Source organism: [Bacillus] enclensis (genome assembly GCF_001456935.1).
GTDB lineage: Bacteria > Bacillota > Bacilli > Bacillales > Bacillaceae_B > Rossellomorea > Rossellomorea enclensis.
Map to the genome: position 1 here is coordinate 1,225,545 of NZ_KQ758482.1, position 16,603 is coordinate 1,242,147.

Genomic DNA, 16,603 nt, shown 5'->3' on the forward strand with positions numbered 1-16,603 from the left:
CCTCCTTCCTCTTTCGTTTCTATTGTAACCCAACACCAATGAAAAAACGCGACAGTTCACCAGAGCCCCCAAAAGTAAAAGATCCGGGATACTGTTATCCCCGGATCTTTTTAGGTGATATTAAACTTGCGGTTCATCCGACCACTTCTTCTTTTCTTTCACCGTTTTGATCGTGCCTTTTTTCTTAAGTTCCTTTTTCTTCATGACCAGCCACAACTGAGCAGCGATGAATACAGAAGAATAAGTACCTGCGATCAATCCGACGAGCAATGCGATCGAGAAGTTCAGGATCGATTCGCTTCCAAAGATAAGAAGGGCAATGACTGCGATGACCACTGTCAGGACGGTGTTCACAGAACGGCCCATTGTTTGACGGAGACTCTGATTCACGACGTCTTCAATGTCTTCAGCCGTTTTAAGGCGGCGTTTTTTATGAAGATTTTCCCTTATACGGTCGAAGGTGACGATCGTATCATTGATTGAGTACCCGACAATCGTCAGTACTGCCGCAATGAATGTGATATCCACTTCAAGTCTTGTCAGACTGAAGAAAGCGATGATAAAGAATGCATCATGCACCAATGCAAGTACGGAAGCAAGTCCCATCCTCCACTCAAATCGGAACGTCACGTAGATGATGATTCCTATTGAGGCGATGGCCACGGCAATCATTGCATTTTTTGCAAGCTCTTTACCGATTACCGGTGATACGGTACTGATGCTTGGTTCAGCTCCATACAGTTTATTGAAGTGATCTTTCAATTTCGCAATCTGATTTTTATTCAAGTCGTCTGTATACCGGACGACTGCCACGTTTTGTTCGTCCCCGGAAATGACGATATTATCAGAAGGGAGATTCACTTCTTCCAGCTCTTTTTTCACTTGTTCTGTTTTCAGGCTTTTATCGGCAAGGATCTGCATCCTCGATCCACTTTCAAAATCAATTCCCAGATTCAAGCGGAAAATAGCCAGTACGATGATACCTGCTGCCAGTAATATCCCGGATAAAGCAAAGAATTTCTTCCGGTTCTTCGCGAAATCAAACTTATCGAATTTCGTCGGCAGATCAAGCGTATCATAATTTTCGGCAAGATCCTTGATTTCACTTTGTTTGACCCCGAACCAGCCCGGCTTCTTGTTGAATACCCTGCTGTTGACCCACAGGCTGAGCAGCAGGCGTGAGCCCCAAACCGCCGTGATGAAGCTAGTCAGGATACTGACGATCAGCATGGTGGCAAAGCCTTTTACAGAGCTTGTGCCGTACACAAACAGCACAGTTGCTGCAAGGATCGTCGTCACATTGGCATCCAGGATCGTCAGGAATGATGATTTGTTACCAGCCTGGAATGCAGAGCGGATCGGTTTCCCGACTCTCATTTCTTCCTTGATCCGTTCGTAGGTGATGATATTGGCATCCACCGCCATACCGACCCCAAGGATTATCGCTGCGATTCCCGGAAGCGTCAATACCCCGTTCATCAGATCAAAGATCAACAATACGAGATAAAGATAAACGGACAATGTGATTGTGGCGATCAATCCAGGGAAGCGGTAGTACGCAATCATGAATAAGAAAATGATCGCGATGCCCACGATTCCTGCAAGGACCGTCTTATCAAGTGCCTGCTGTCCGAATTGCGCACCTACGGAAGTTGAATACACTTCATCCAGTTTCACCGGAAGGGCACCTGCGTTCAATAATGAAGCGAGGTTTTGCGCTTCTTCCACCGTGAAGCTTCCCTCGATGATGACTTCATCCGAGTTGATCGGTTTGCTTACTGCTGGGGCGGAAAGGAATTTAGGGTCCTGTTTGCCCGCCTCTTCTTTATAAGAATCTTTTCCCTCTTCATAGTCCAGCCAGATGACCAGCTGATTTTGAGGGGCCATTCCCAAAATGTCCTTCGTCAATTGATAGAATTTTTCACGATCTTTCAATTTCAATGAAACGATCGGGTTATTCTGCTCATCGAATGTTTGTTTAGCCGCACCTGATACAAGGTCCGACCCATCCAGACGAAGCTTATCATTTACGTCCCGGAATGAAAGATTCGCCTCAGTCGAAAGGATTTCCCTCGCCTGATTCTGATCCTCGACACCGGCTAGTTGAACACGGATCCGGTTTCCGTCCTCGATTTGTATATTCGGTTCACTGACACCCAGGACATTGATACGCTTGTCCAAAGCATCTGCTGTATTGGATACTGTCTCCTTCGTGATTTCCTGTCCATCTTTCAGAGGCTTTACTTCATAGAGTACTTCGAACCCGCCTTGAAGGTCCAACCCCAATTTAATATTGTCCAGGATGTTCTTTGCTGTCCCCCCCATTGTACCTGCAAGTAAAAATACAAGTAAAAAGAAGGCGATTATTCGGCCGCGCTTTACCATTATGTATGAATCCTCCTTGCCGTTTTTCACCCAAAATTATTTCTGCTTAAATACTCGATAAATCCAACCTTATTATCTATTACAATGATTAGCGTGTCAATTAAATTTCAGACAATTCACCTGTTCTTTCCCGGACGAAGCAGTTCATTTAATTCTTCCTCATTGACCTCCTCGAACCAGTTCGGGGAGCGGTATGCCTCCACCGTTTCAAAGCTCATGTATTCCCCCGGCTTGACGGTCAGGACATCGCTGACCAGCTGGTACGTTTTCACATTCACTTCAGGCTTCTTCCACTTCTTTTTAGTCAAGTAAGCCCATAGCCTTTCAACGTCGGCCCTTCCGTACCCCAAAAGCTCAAACTCTTCCACTTTACTTGAAAGTGCTGGTTCCAATGAATCATAAAAACGATCGTAAGGATGCTGATTCGCCTTCATTCTTTGTCACCGCCTAGGGCTGAATGTTCACAATCAGCCAGAATTATGTACAACTTGTCATGCTTTGTCCACATGTCTGCATATACATTATTGTATACGATTATACCATTTTTGAGAAGGCAGGGAATATTATGTCAAAGTTTCTTAAAGGCACAATCATCTTGATGGCTGCCGCCTTTATTACGAGGATATTGGGTTTTGTCAATCGGATCGTCGTCGCCAGATTCATCGGCGAAGAAGGCGTGGGACTGTTCATGATGGCATTTCCAACCCTGATCCTTGTCATCACCATGACCCAGATCGGGCTCCCGGTAGCCATTTCAAAAAACGTCGCAGAAGCAGAAGCGAAAGGGGATATCCGGAAGGTCAAAAGAATATTGGTCGTTTCCCTGTCCACTACTTTACTCCTATCCGTCATCTTCACCCCTGCCCTTATATTGCTCGCCCCATTTTTAACCGAAACACTGTTTACGGATGAACGTATTTATTATCCGCTGGTGGCAATAGCACCGATCATTCCGATCGTGGCCATTTCCTCAGTGATCAGGGGTTATTTCCAGGGGCGTCAGAACATGAAACCGTCCGCTATTTCACAAGTCATCGAGCAGGTCGTCCGCATCACATTCATTGCCGTATTGACCAAGACATTCCTCCCGTACGGCATCGAATATGCAGCCGCTGCCGCGATGGCAGCTTCGGTACTTGGTGAACTGGCATCCCTTCTTTATTTGTTTGCAAGCTTCAAGATCAGGAAAAAATTCAAAATAAGAAAGAACTTTTTCAAATCCATCAAGGATGGCCGACATACGTTCAGCGAATTAATGAGTGTTGCCCTGCCTGCCACGGGAAGCAGGATGATTGGATCGATCGCCTGGTTTTTCGAACCGATCGTTGTCGCTCACAGCCTTGCAATAGCCGGGGTTGCAGCATCTGTTGCCACCAAACAGTACGGTTCGCTTACCGGTTACGCCCTGCCGCTCTTGTTTCTGCCGTCGTTCGTTACATTGTCCCTGTCTCAATCACTGGTCCCGGCAATCAGTGAAGCGAATTCTAATAAAAACTATTTGCTGATTGAACACCGCCTTCAGCAGGCATTGCGATTTTGCCTGATTACCGGCGGCATCTCAGTCGTCATTCTTTATATTTACGCAAAACCTCTTATGCAAATCATGTACGGCAGTGAAAGCGGGGCTGCATTCCTAATGATCATGGCCCCGTTCTTCCTGTTTTATTATTATCAGGGGCCGCTGCAGGCGGTACTGCAGGCTTTGAATCTTGCCAGGGCCGCCATGATCAACAGCCTCATCGGGGCTGTTGTGAAAACAGCGGTCATTTTCATTCTTGCCTCACAGCCGGCTTTCGGCATCCACGGTGCAGCCCTTGGGATCGTAACAGGTTTCATGCTTGTCACCCTGCTTCATTTCATGACGATCCTAAAATATATCCCGATGACGATCTATCTCAGGGATTATGCAAAAATCATCCTGGTGCTGGCAGCTTCAGGGCTTTGGGGGCATTATTCATTCCTGGCTCTCTTTACAGACGAAGGTCTCATTTGGAGGCTCTTGTTCGGGGTCGTTTCCACAACGGTCATTTACACCGGATTGTCCATCGCCTTGAAGCTCATCATCATGGAAGATTTGGCAAGGATCCCTTTTATCCGCAAATTAATTGTTTAACAAACAAATCCCCATTCTGACTCTGATGTTCAGAAAGGGGATTTGTCAATTATCGATCATATCAATGTGAAACTGCCCGTTATGGAAGCTGCAAAAGGATATTTTTGTGAGGTCTCTGTACCCTCTTTCCCGCAGCTCCTTCCGCAGCCAGAATGCTGTTTTGCCCATCATGTCGAGATGGGTCGTCTGTACCTGGCCATCGAGGATGAGCGGGAGTGTCAGCGAGCCTGAAGACTTTTTTTCTTTTTTTAATACCGACAGGCTGCCGGAGGGTTCAAGAACCGCAAACTCTACGTCTGCCAGATTGAATACATCCTTCTCCCGCAATTGGAGCAATAAATCGTCAAAATTATACCGTTGTTTTTTCATTGCTTTTTCATCTATCTTCCCATTATGGATCAGTACGGTCGGTTTTCCATCGACCATTTCCCTGAATGATTTCGAGCGCAGGGAAAACCACGCAGAAATAAATTGGACCAATACCATCACGCCCATGGGAAGTATGGTATGGATGATTGGATCCGCGGGTTCTTCAATGGCGAGAACAGCCATCTCCGCAATCATGATAAATACTACGAGGTCCAGGATGCTCAATTCCCCGATTTCCCGTTTGCCCATCATCCGAAAAATGAATGTTATCAATAAATAAAGAAAAAGCGTGCGTATGATGATGACTCCATATTCCTCCACAACTTTTCCCCCCTAAAAAAACATTTCACCTGTTAGTATGGGCATTGGGAAAAAAATAATAGGAGGAATTTTTATCCTCCCATGAATGGCCGCAAATATTTAAAATAAACGTAAACGGAAGAAACAGCGAGTGATATGAACGTTATAGGCACCCCGATCAGAAGATATTGATAAAATTTGATATGTACATTTTCTTTGGCTGCAAGTCCTGCGATGACCAGGTTTGAAGAAGAGCCCAGCAGGGTTCCGTTCCCGCCGAGACACGCCCCTAATGCAAGCGACCACCAGACGGGATCCATATTCACCATTCCGAATTCACCGAATTCCTGTATGACCGGGATCATGGCTGCGACAAAGGGAATATTATCGACCACTGCAGAAAGGATGCCGGTCCCCCACAGGATCGCAAATGACGTTTTCTGCATGTCCCCGTCAGTCGCCCTGATGATCTCCCGTGCAGCTTCATCGATGAAGCCCGCTTCCTCAATTCCACCAACGAGCAGAAACAATCCAATAAAAAAGAATAACGTCCCCCACTCCACTTCTTTCAGGATACTTTCAGGAGGATAGATCTTTTCAAGCAGCAGCATCAACAGTACTGCACCTGCAATCGCCACCGTTGTCACATCGAGATGGAACATCGGGTACAGTGAAAAACCGGCAAGGACCATCAGAAGAACGGAAATCGATTGAAATAAACCATTATTCTTTTTCAAGAAATCTTTTGCTTGGACCCCTTTCAGAAGAAGCTTGCGATCTTCTTTGACGTGAATATGTTCCCTGTATACCGCTCCCATGATCAATAACGTGACGACGTAGACGATCGACACCACGGGCAGCAGGTTTTCCAAAAAGGCATTAAACGTAAAATGCTTCACTGCCTGGCCGATCATCATATTAGGTGGATCCCCGATAAGCGTGGCCGTCCCCCCAATGTTGCAGGCGAGAATGGTCATGATCAAATAAGGGATCGGCGGCAGATCCAGTAATTTGGTCAGTTTAAATAGAATCGGGACGAGCAGCATCGCAATCGTTACATTTGCCAGAAAGGCAGAACCTGCTGCTGCAAGCAGTGAGAAGAAAACGAGCAGAGCGAGGCCGTTCCCGTTCACAAGCTGTGCCATCCGAATCGCAAGATACTCAAAAAAGCCTGTTTTACTTGTCATCGTAACGATAATCATCATGGCAAACAACAGGGCGATCGTTTTCCAGTCTATATACGTGAAGAGTGCTTTTTCGATAGGGAAAGCACCGATTAAAAGCATGACGGCGCCGCCTGCCATCGCAGCGAGGACACGGTTCCATTTTTCGGTTATCAATAAAAAGTAGACAAGTATGAAGACGATAAGAACGAGAGTTGGTGACATAATCAAGCTCCTTCTGCCGAAGTGGGAGTTATTCATAAGTCTATGAGGCTTGACCATAAAAAATTTCTAGTCTTTTTTCGTTTTCCTGAGAATATGCTTGTACTAGTAGAAAAATTAACTAAGAGAGAAGAAAGGGGAGGAAAGATCATCGAAGCGAAAAAAATCGGAGGTGCCGTACTTTACGGGACTTTGACCATTTTTCTAATAGCGGTTGTGGCAAGTGTAGTATTTTCGTTGATGCTTCGTTTTACCGAGCTGACCGAAGGTTCCATATCGTTGTTTGTCACGATCATCTCATTTTTAGCATTATTCATCGGCGGATTCATGTCCGGGGGAAAAGGGAAGATGAAAGGGTGGATGCTCGGCGGTTCCACCGGGCTGATTTACACTCTGGTCGTATTCTTGTTCCAGTATTTGGGGTACGACAGCCTTTTTTCTATGGAACAGTTGGTTTATCATGGCTGTTATATCGTGACGGCGATGATGGGCGGCATCCTCGGGGTCAATTTGAGCGGGGGGCCATCAAGTAAATCTTCATGACTTAACGAAAAAAAGGCAGGTCCACTGTGCATACAGATGCGGACCTGCTTTTTCATTTACCATTATACATTGACCACTTCTCTGATCGCATTGCGATCATATGTAAGTCTGCTTCCGTCACCGCACAGGATGACAACCTTGCCTTCCTCGATGGCATCGATTGTTCCATGCAATCCTCCAATCGTGACGATTCTGTCACCTTTGGCAAGTTCACTCTGCATTTTCGTCACTGCTTTTTGACGCTTTTGCTGCGGACGAATAAGCAGGAAGTAGAAAAGCACGAACATCAGGATCAACGGTAATATCGTTCCTAAACTTTCCATTCCATTTCCCTCCTTTCAAAATAAGGGTTTGACGTTACTATTAGCTTAGAAGTTTTTCGCATCCGGGCGGTTAAACCCGTATTGTTCGAAAAATTCTTCTCTGAAGTCCCCCAGTCGATCTTCACGAATCGCTTGTCTGACCTGCTCCATTAAGTTTAACAGAAAATGAAGATTATGATAAGTCGTAAGACGTATCCCGAAGGTTTCATCACATTTGATAAGATGGCGGATATAAGCCCTGCTGTAATTTTTACATGTATAGCAATCACAGTTCTCATCAATCGGCCTGAAGTCCCTTGCGTATTTGGCATTCTTTACGACCAGGCGCCCTTCACTTGTCATCAATGTTCCGTTACGGGCGATCCGGGTAGGCAGTACGCAGTCAAACATGTCGATTCCCCTGATTGCACCGTCGATCAAAGAATCAGGCGACCCTACGCCCATTAAATAACGCGGTTTATCATCAGGAAGGTGAGGAGTCGTAAACTCGAGCACACGGTTCATGACATCTTTAGGTTCACCGACGGAAAGGCCCCCGACAGCGTATCCAGGGAAATCCAGAGAAACCAGGTCACGGGCACTCTGCTTTCGGAGCTCTTCATACTCTCCGCCCTGAACAATTCCAAACAGTCCCTGATCCTGCGGCCTTTGATGAGCCTGCAGGCATCTCTCTGCCCATCTTGAAGTCCGTTCCACCGAACTTTTCATATACTCATATTCCGCTGGATAAGGAGGGCATTCATCGAACGCCATCATAATGTCTGAACCAAGTGCATTTTGGATTTCCATCGCTTTTTCCGGGCTGAGGAATAATTTATCCCCATTCAAATGATGACGGAAGTGGACTCCTTCTTCTTCGATCTTACGGAGCTTGCTCAGACTGAATACCTGGAAGCCCCCTGAGTCAGTGAGGATGGCACGGTCCCAGTTCATGAATTTATGAAGGCCGCCAGCCTCCCTGATAATTTCATGTCCGGGGCGCAGCCATAAATGATATGTGTTGCTGAGTATGATCCCTGCATCCATTGACTTAAGATCTTCCGGTGACATCGTTTTTACTGTGGCAAGCGTACCGACCGGCATGAAGACAGGTGTTTCAAATGACCCATGCGGTGTATGGACGCGGCCGAGCCTGGCCCCGGTTTGTTTACAGGTTTTGATATGTTCATATTTTATTGCAGTCAAAGTGGTGATTCTCCTTCCAAATTGGGTAAAGCTTACGATTACTTTATAAACATGGCATCGCCGAAACTAAAGAACCTGTACTTCTCCCTCACGGCTGTTTCATATGCGTTGAGAACATTCTCCCTGCCGGCTAACGCGCTCACGAGCATGATCAGGGTGGATTTCGGAAGATGGAAATTGGTGATCAGCCCGTCTATCCCTTTGAATTCATAACCGGGGTAGATGAAGATATTGGTCCATCCGTTTTCCTCCACGAACTCGCCGTGCTTCGAAGCTATGGTTTCCAGCGTCCTTGTTGACGTCGTTCCGACAGTGATGATCCTTCCGCCCCGCTCTTTCACTTCGTTCAATAAGCGAGCAGTGCCTTCGGAAACCTGATAAAACTCGGCATGCATGTCATGCTCTTCAATATTATCCACTGAAACGGGCCTGAATGTACCAAGCCCGACATGAAGCGTGATAAAGGCGATATGTATTCCTTTTGCTCTCAGGTCCTCCAGTAGTTCTTCCGTAAAATGCAGGCCCGCAGTCGGTGCGGCTGCAGATCCCCGTTCCCTGGCAAACACGGTCTGATAGCGGTCCTGTTCATCCAGGCGTTCACGGATGTAAGGCGGCAGCGGCATTTCCCCGAGCTCGTCGAGGACTTCATAGAAAATCCCTTCATAGTGGAACTCCAGTATTCTTCCCCCATGGTCTTTCAAACCGACACACACCGCTTTCAGCTTTCCATCGCCGAACACGATTTCAGTGCCGACCCTTACCCGCTTTGCTGGCTTAACGAGGGTTTCCCATTGATCGCCGTCTTCCTGTTTCAACAGAAGGACTTCGATATTTGCGCCGGTGTCTCCCTTTTGACCGAAAAGCCGTGCCGGAAGCACTTTTGTATCATTCAATACCAGGCAGTCTCCTTCCTCGAGGAAATCGACGATGTTTTTAAAACGATAATGTTCAATAGATCCATTTTCTTTATCCAAAACCATCAATCTGCTTTCGGACCGATGCTCGAGCGGTGTCTGAGCAATTAATTCCTCAGGCAGATGAAAATCAAAATCTTCTACATTCACTTCATGTCACCCAGCTTCTTAATCTCACCTATGAGGTCTATTTGAATCGTCCTATGATATAAAAGACAAGAGAAAGTATAACACTTAACAAAATAGATGTCATAAGTGGAAAATAAAATGTTGTATTTTCTTTTTTGATCACGATGTCACCAGGGAGTTTCCCTATTTTGATAAACTGCATCAGGAAGCCGATGATCAAGATGATTCCGCCTATGATCATCAAAAGCTTCGGAAGACCTGTCACTTGGCCGGCACCTCCAGTTGAAAATGTTCATACACAAGATGCGTTACGATCCTTCCCCTCGGCGTTCTCTGAAGGAAACCGATCTGCAAAAGATAAGGTTCATATACATCCTCGATTGTATGTGATTCTTCCCCTATGCTTGCGGCGATGGTGTCAAGTCCGACCGGACCTCCCCTGAAGCGTTCGATGATGCCGCGGAGCAGCTTATGATCAATATGATCAAGACCCAGTCTGTCGACTTGGAGCAGCTCAAGTGCTTCTCTCGAAAGCTCTGTGGTTATGTCTCCGTTTCCTTTGACCTGTGCAAAGTCCCTTACCCGCCGAAGCAGCCTGTTCGCGATCCGCGGGGTCCCCCTTGAGCGTCTTGCCAGTTCTTCAGAGGCCCGCGCTTCGATCTTTGTATTCAGGATCGCCGCCGTTCTCTGGACAATTTCATTTAACTGCTCTTCATTATAGTATTCCAAACGGCACAAAACTCCAAACCTGTCCCTGAGCGGTGCTGAAAGAGCCCCTGCCCTCGTCGTGGCTCCCACAAGCGTGAAAGGCGGAAGATCCAGGCGGACTGACCGTGCACTCGGGCCGTTTCCGATGACGATATCGAGGCAGAAATCCTCCATGGCAGGATATAATACTTCTTCGATTGCCCGGGGGAGCCGGTGAATCTCATCGATGAACAATACATCGCCAGGCTCAAGGGCCGTCAGGACTGCTGCCAGGTCACCGGGCCTTTCGATGGCCGGGCCCGAAGTCGTACGGAGATTCACGCCCATCTCGTTGGCTATGACGGCAGCGAGGGTCGTTTTCCCAAGTCCCGGCGGACCATAGAGAAGAACATGATCTAATGTTTCCTGACGCATTTTTGCCGCTTCAATGAACACTTCCAGATTATGTTTCACTTTGTCCTGGCCGATGTATTGTTTAATCGTCTGCGGCCGAAGTGAATATTCAAATGAGTCCTCATTCAATTCAGATTCACCTGATACAATTCTCTCTTCCATTCAGTCTTCCTCCTTTCGCGTTTTAACTTACTTAAGCAGTAGCTGCAGGGCTTTCCGGATGATTTCATCGGCTGACAGACCCTGATCCTTCAATTTTGGCGTCACTTTCTTTATTTCCCTGTCAGAGTAGCCAAGGGCTTTCAGGGCAAGAAGTCCCTCTTCAAAGGATTCATCTTTCTCACCTGAAGAAGATGCTGCCCCTTCATGATCATTAAAGAGATTCGGGAAGTAATCCGGTACGACATCCTGAAGCTTCCCTTTCAAGTCGAGGATCATCTGGCGGGCTGTTTTCTTTCCCACCCCCGGAAACTTCGTAAGAAAACTTTCATTTTCCTCCTCGATCGCGGTGATTACCTGCTGAGGTGCACCCGATGCCAAAATGGCCAAAGCCCCTTTGGGTCCAATTCCAGAAACATTCAACAATTTCATGAACAATAATTTTTCTTCTAAGGCAAGAAATCCATAAAGAGCGATGAGATCTTCCCGCACATGCTGATATGTAAAAATCTGCAGTTCCTGATTCTGATACTTTGAATAAACGAACGGATTCGCCGTATACAGTTGATAACCGATTCCGTTATTCTCCACCACTACATACTCGGGCCCCACCTGTGCGACGGTCCCTTTTATATATTCATACATAACGTTCTCTCCCTATCTTAAAAGCGGAGGGGCTTTGCTAAGAGGGTGTGGCATAAGACGAACCTTCCTAAAAGGCGCTCTTTGCCTTCTTGGATGGTTTGACTTATGACATGTGCCTCTAAGCCCCGCAGCTGGATAATTTAAAAGCGGAGGCGGCTCGTTCAGGCCCGACAAGCATAAGATGGATGGGCCATGAAGGCGCTCTTTGCCTTCCTGGTCCATTTAGCTTATGACCTCGAGGGGCTAGCCGCCGCAGCTGGATAATTTAAAAGCGGAGGGGCTTTGCTAAGAGGCGTGTGGCATAAGACGAACCGGCCTGGAAGGCGCTTTTTGCCTTCTTGGACGGTTTGACTTATGACATGTGCCTCTAAGCCCCGCAGCTGGATACATACTTAAATACTCATTCTATCATATCTTTCCGATTAAAGACGTAAAATCCCCAGCACAAAGAAACATCTGTTCTTATTTTATCAAAAAATGATGGATTGTGAACTCAAATAGGGAGAGAAGTTTCTTTTCTTATATAATCAAAGCCTGCACAAGAAAAAATCCTAATAGAATCCAAAAAACAGCCAGAATCTCTTTCATTCTGGCTGCTGTATTCAATGTATGAAGTTTATTTGGGGTCATTCCGGAACCGAATATTGTTTAAAGCTTTCCAGTACTTCTTCAAATTTCTGTTTGGATTTCACGGGTATCCCTTTTATTAATGTCTCATGACTATTGCTCTCAAGCTTTTCGACATCGATTTGAAAGAAAGACTGTATAATCTCAGCCTGGCCCGGTTTTCCATTAAAGATGGACAGTACGCCATTTTCCGAAATCCCGAAGTATCCGTTCGTTTTCAACAATGGGGAGATATCATCCACCTGCTTTTGGAAAATCACTTCCTCCTCGGTCATATCAATGAGCTGCCAGTCAGCGTATGCAGCCCAGAAGTCTTCCATACTCCAAATGGTCTCCTGGACGATTTCTTCACTGATTTCCCCGTCAAGATACACTCTTTCAAGCTTCACCGTCACCGTATGGGCGGAAGCAACATCAGCCTGGTCTTTTATCTGCTGTATTTCTCCCCGGTCGGCAGCCTGCTTTTCTTCTGTATAAAAGAAAGTAAAATAGAATGCGCCCAGCAAAAGCATTACCATAAACACGATTCGAATCTTCATCGTCATCGTGATCACCTCGTACTCGTTTTATGTCTTTCCTTCAATGACTAGTGTGGCCCAATCCTGTTAAGAATATCCAACATCCTCACAACTTTTATCTTAATCGCAAAAAAAGATCACCAAAAGAGACCTGCTCTTTTAGTGACCTTTATGTTCATTGATTGTTCTTCAATGATTTTATCATATTGTGGATATCCAGGTTTATTGCTTCGAACGGCCCGCCGTCACGGAGGTCATTATCAATGTTCCTCACCCGGCTGAATGTCCCTTCATCAACCACCACAGAAACAGATCTTCCGTTCAGATACGGCTTCACGGCTTTCTTAATGTTGGATTTGGTTGCTTCTTCTGCCTTTTTACTGTGATCTTGAAGCTCTACAGCAATCAGAACATCAGAACCGTATGCCACTGCACGCACATCACTTACATTATCAACCTTCCCGGTGACGTCACCGATTTTTTCGGCAAGGTCGCCTTCATAAGCTGTGTAGTACGATCTGTTGGCTTTTCGGGTATTGTCATCCAAGTGGCCGTGATAATTTGCGTCCCCGTGACTGGCGCGTGCATCCTGTTCAAGGAAGCTCTTATCATAATCAGCCAATGGTGCAGAAGGATTCCTCGGATTGCCGTTCTCATCCTTGACTTGAAGATATTCACGTTTTTTCTGGCGAATATCCTTTCCTTCCCTGCCGACCGCTGAATGATCATACATTTCCGTCAAAGGACCATCCCGGTCGTCCTTTTCATCCCCGCCATGGCCTTCATTGGAATAGAATCCCATTGGTTCATAGGAATCCGTATATTTATTCTGAGCTTCTTCTTCGCCTGTATTACAAGCTGTCAGCCCCAACGTCATTACGGCTGTCAATGGTACCATGAATAATCTTTTATTCAATGGTGCTTCCCCCTTCAACCCGCTGATTGAGCATATTACATGCTCATCATTAGGTTGTGAAAGAGCGGCTTAGTTCATTCCTTCTAACAGTTGGTGAGTTCTCCTACATTATGGGTGCATAAGGCGGTTGATTTCTTGATTCACTTCTTGGGAAAACTGCATCCTTTGTGGAAATTGCCCGATTGTCAGCTGGACGAGATAATCCCACGCCCGCTGTTTATAAGCATAATCTTCCCTGAGGAAACGATTCCACTCCCTGAAGATATCTGTCGGGTATAATAATCCAAGGTAAAAAAGGGGTTGTTCCAAATAAAGATGATAGGCGCCCATTTGTTTTATTTCATTCAGAGACCAGTCTATATATGGAAGGATCCGATTACAAAATTGCAGATCATCCATCAAAGGTGAGGATAGGGCCATCAAATCAAAATCGATTAAATAGATCCTTCCGTCTGTCCCCCTTAAAAAATTGTGATGTGCCACATCTCCGTGTGTAATGCAGGACGGCTTCTCTTTTATTTTCAGTGCCTCAATATGTGTGACGGCATGTTTTCCCCAGTCCAGATAAGTATAAAGATAATATGGCTGGATGAAGGTTTGAAGGAAGGGGATATTACGTTCAAATTGATTCAGGCGCTTCTTCCACTTTTTCAGCCATTTATATCTCGGGAGATTTTCCAGCCACTTACCCTGGAAGTTCCCGGTGATAGCGTGAAATTTTTTAAGTACGTACAGGACATCCATCCTGTCCCGTGCATTCCCATAGCTGATTACGTCACTTGTTTCAAGCCACATCGCCAAACCGATGGGTTCACCTTCGAAAATGAGTATTTCCGTTTGATGAATGGGGTGAAAAGGCAGTACATGGGGAAAATTCTGCTGCACCAGCCTTCTGACCAGTGTTTCCTGCATGATGAATCTGCTCTGATTCGGGTATTTTTTTACAAACCATTTTCCGCTGTTACCGTGCAGCACCCACTTACCTTCTTTTAATTTTTTCAGGGATGCGGAATTGTCATTTAATTTATATCTTAAAAAAGAAAGGAGACGATAAGTATAATCGTCTCCTCTCGGATGGATATCAGCTGTCAAGATCATCATCTTGGAAGTTTGGCATGGAGAAGGCTCTTGGTCCAAACATCCCTTGACCCATCGGCATACCCTGCCCCGGCATTCCAGGACCATACCCGTACGGGGCCTGCATCCCTTGAGGCTGCATTCCATATCCTTTAGGCCCTCCGCATCCGCAGTCACCTTTATCCCAGGCTCCCATCACGCCGGATGGCTGACCCATCGGGGATTGCGCTCCCATCACTCCGGACGGCTGACCCATCGGGGATTGTGCTCCCATTACGCCGGACGGCTGACCCATCGGCCATTGTGCTCCCATTACGCCGGACGGCTGACCCATAGGAGATTGTGCTCCCATCACTCCGGATGGCTGACCCATCGGGGATTGTGCTCCCATCACTCCGGATGGCTGACCCATCGGGGATTGTGCTCCCATCACTCCGGACGGCTGACCCATCGGCCATTGTCCCGAAGAAGGTGATTCCTCCATCGCTCCCTGTACCTGTCCCGGCCACATCGGCTGGCCATGCATACCTCCAGGGAATCCCGATCCAGGCATTACAGGAGATACCGGGTAGCAATTGTCGTAAGGCATCCCTTGCCACGGCCCCTGTGAAGGCATTTGAACAGATGGATAGCCATCGCCCTCATCTGAAGCCCCCATCACTCCGTATGGCTGACCCATTGGGCTTTGCGCTCCCATCACTCCGGACGGCTGACCCATCGGGCTTTGTGCACCCATCACTCCGGACGGCTGACCCATCGGCCATTGTGCACCCATCACTCCGGACGGCTGACCCATCGGGGATTGTGCTCCCATTACTCCGGACGGCTGACCCATCGGGGATTGTGCTCCCATCACACCGTATGGCTGACCCATCGGGCTTTGTGCTCCCATAACACCGGACGGCTGACCCATCGGGCTTTGGTGCTGCGGCATGTAAGGCATCATTGAAGATTCATCATCATCGTAGCCCATTCCTTGCACCATTGGCATTTGCTGCATTCCCGGCATCATAGCACCCTGGACCTGACCACCTGGTCCCATCGGCATCCCGTATCCTGGCTGCATTCCATATCCTGGCTGCATTCCCCCATGAGGTCCTCCGAAACCGGATCCAGGCATGACGGGTGAAACTGGTACGCAATTACTTGGGTTGAAATACATAGGCTGATTGTACCCTCCTTGTGGTTGTGCAGATTGTGCCGGTTGAGCCGGCATTTGCAGACTTTCTTCTTCATCATGGATTCCTTTAACTTGATTTTGCTTTGGCATTTCTTTTTTTGGAGATTCTTCTTTGGCTTGTGGAAGAATATTGGAAGGTTTAGGCGGCATTTTCGGCTGGGCTTTTGGCTGTGGTTTTGGTTTTGCCTGCTGTATCGGTTTCTGCATTGGTTTTTGCATCGGCTTCTGCATCGGCTGCTGAACCTGCATATTCGCCATATTCATCATGTAATAGTTATTGATATCGATTTCTGGGATGACTGGCTTAGGCATTTTCGGCGTAAACGGCTTCTGTGCCTCCTTCGGCTTTTCTTTCTTCGGTTCTTCGGCAACTGGCTGGGTGATCGGCTTCTGTTCTTTAAAAGGATGCTCGGCTTTAGGCATCTCTTTTATCGGCATTTCCTTCTTAGGCGCTTCCTTGGATCCGAACTTTATCTGTGCTTCTTTTTTCACGGATCCGCCTGATGCCGGAACTTTGATTTTCATGCCCGGCATGATCATATCAGGGTTCGAAAGCTGGGCATTCATTTGCTTTAACTCTTCGAAATTCACACCGTACTTCTTGGCGATTTTCCAAAGAGTGTCCCCTTTTTGTACAATATGGATTTTCACTCTTATTTCCCTCCTCAGGCATAAGTCTATATATCCTATGACAAGATAGGCAAATTGCTAATCATCTACATAAAAACTTATGA

General features: G+C 46.8%; 16 protein-coding genes. 2 read left to right on the forward strand and 14 right to left on the reverse strand.

From position 1 onward, the window contains the following. Positions 1–120 precede the first annotated feature (120 nt). Both secDF and AS034_RS06195 read right to left on the reverse strand, forming a co-directional pair. Positions 121–2,385, reverse strand: a complete 2,265-nt coding sequence (gene secDF / locus AS034_RS06190) for a protein translocase subunit SecDF (RefSeq protein ID WP_058297867.1) — start codon at positions 2,383–2,385, stop codon at positions 121–123. Positions 2,386–2,501: 116 nt separating this feature from the next. Further along, complete coding sequence (locus AS034_RS06195; RefSeq protein ID WP_058297868.1) at positions 2,502–2,819, reverse strand: post-transcriptional regulator; 318 nt, start codon at positions 2,817–2,819, stop codon at positions 2,502–2,504. Between the two features lie 131 nt (positions 2,820–2,950). Between AS034_RS06195 and spoVB the strand changes: the two genes are divergently transcribed. Continuing rightward, on the forward strand, positions 2,951–4,498 hold the full coding sequence (gene spoVB / locus AS034_RS06200; protein ID WP_058297869.1) for a stage V sporulation protein B: 1,548 nt from the start codon (positions 2,951–2,953) through the stop codon (positions 4,496–4,498). Between the two features lie 45 nt (positions 4,499–4,543). Here spoVB and AS034_RS06205 read toward each other — a convergent pair whose 3' ends face one another. Next, positions 4,544–5,188 carry a DUF421 domain-containing protein gene (locus AS034_RS06205; protein WP_058297870.1) on the reverse strand — a complete coding sequence of 215 codons (645 nt, stop codon included), beginning with the start codon at positions 5,186–5,188 and terminating at the stop codon, positions 4,544–4,546. Between the two features lie 71 nt (positions 5,189–5,259). Further along, the gene (locus AS034_RS06210; protein ID WP_058297871.1) at positions 5,260–6,555 is read right to left on the reverse strand and encodes an ArsB/NhaD family transporter; all 1,296 of its coding nucleotides are present in this window, start codon (positions 6,553–6,555) and stop codon (positions 5,260–5,262) included. 42 nt (positions 6,556–6,597) lie between these two features. Between AS034_RS06210 and AS034_RS06215 the strand changes: the two genes are divergently transcribed. Continuing rightward, on the forward strand, positions 6,598–7,095 hold the full coding sequence (locus tag AS034_RS06215) for a TIGR04086 family membrane protein (RefSeq protein ID WP_318293559.1): 498 nt from the start codon (positions 6,598–6,600) through the stop codon (positions 7,093–7,095). Positions 7,096–7,157: 62 nt separating this feature from the next. Here the strand turns inward: AS034_RS06215 and yajC are convergent, their stop codons facing one another. From yajC to safA, 10 genes are all read right to left on the reverse strand, one after another. Next, on the reverse strand, positions 7,158–7,418 hold the full coding sequence (gene yajC / locus AS034_RS06220; protein ID WP_032087512.1) for a preprotein translocase subunit YajC: 261 nt from the start codon (positions 7,416–7,418) through the stop codon (positions 7,158–7,160). Positions 7,419–7,463: 45 nt separating this feature from the next. Further along, positions 7,464–8,603 carry a tRNA guanosine(34) transglycosylase Tgt gene (gene tgt / locus AS034_RS06225; RefSeq protein ID WP_032087511.1) on the reverse strand — a complete coding sequence of 380 codons (1,140 nt, stop codon included), beginning with the start codon at positions 8,601–8,603 and terminating at the stop codon, positions 7,464–7,466. Between the two features lie 38 nt (positions 8,604–8,641). Continuing rightward, the gene (queA, locus tag AS034_RS06230; protein ID WP_058297872.1) at positions 8,642–9,667 is read right to left on the reverse strand and encodes a tRNA preQ1(34) S-adenosylmethionine ribosyltransferase-isomerase QueA; all 1,026 of its coding nucleotides are present in this window, start codon (positions 9,665–9,667) and stop codon (positions 8,642–8,644) included. Positions 9,668–9,704: 37 nt separating this feature from the next. Next, positions 9,705–9,911 carry a DUF2905 domain-containing protein gene (locus tag AS034_RS06235; RefSeq protein WP_058297873.1) on the reverse strand — a complete coding sequence of 69 codons (207 nt, stop codon included), beginning with the start codon at positions 9,909–9,911 and terminating at the stop codon, positions 9,705–9,707. After that, positions 9,908–10,909 carry a Holliday junction branch migration DNA helicase RuvB gene (gene ruvB, locus AS034_RS06240; protein WP_058297874.1) on the reverse strand — a complete coding sequence of 334 codons (1,002 nt, stop codon included), beginning with the start codon at positions 10,907–10,909 and terminating at the stop codon, positions 9,908–9,910. Before ruvB ends, AS034_RS06235 begins: the two co-directional genes overlap by 4 nt. Before the next feature lie 27 nt (positions 10,910–10,936). Then, complete coding sequence (gene ruvA / locus AS034_RS06245; RefSeq protein ID WP_032087507.1) at positions 10,937–11,551, reverse strand: Holliday junction branch migration protein RuvA; 615 nt, start codon at positions 11,549–11,551, stop codon at positions 10,937–10,939. Between the two features lie 626 nt (positions 11,552–12,177). Then, the gene (locus AS034_RS06250) at positions 12,178–12,723 is read right to left on the reverse strand and encodes an intercompartmental signaling factor BofC (RefSeq protein ID WP_098151194.1); all 546 of its coding nucleotides are present in this window, start codon (positions 12,721–12,723) and stop codon (positions 12,178–12,180) included. 148 nt (positions 12,724–12,871) lie between these two features. After that, on the reverse strand, positions 12,872–13,612 hold the full coding sequence (locus AS034_RS06255) for a YhcN/YlaJ family sporulation lipoprotein (protein WP_058297875.1): 741 nt from the start codon (positions 13,610–13,612) through the stop codon (positions 12,872–12,874). 108 nt (positions 13,613–13,720) lie between these two features. Then, on the reverse strand, positions 13,721–14,704 hold the full coding sequence (locus tag AS034_RS06260; RefSeq protein WP_058297876.1) for a phosphotransferase: 984 nt from the start codon (positions 14,702–14,704) through the stop codon (positions 13,721–13,723). Continuing rightward, positions 14,694–16,520: a SafA/ExsA family spore coat assembly protein gene (safA, locus tag AS034_RS23045; RefSeq protein WP_058297877.1), complete on the reverse strand. Its 1,827-nt coding sequence runs from the start codon at positions 16,518–16,520 to the stop codon at positions 14,694–14,696. The genes AS034_RS06260 and safA overlap by 11 nt, the downstream gene beginning before the upstream one ends. Positions 16,521–16,603: the final 83 nt, after the last annotated feature.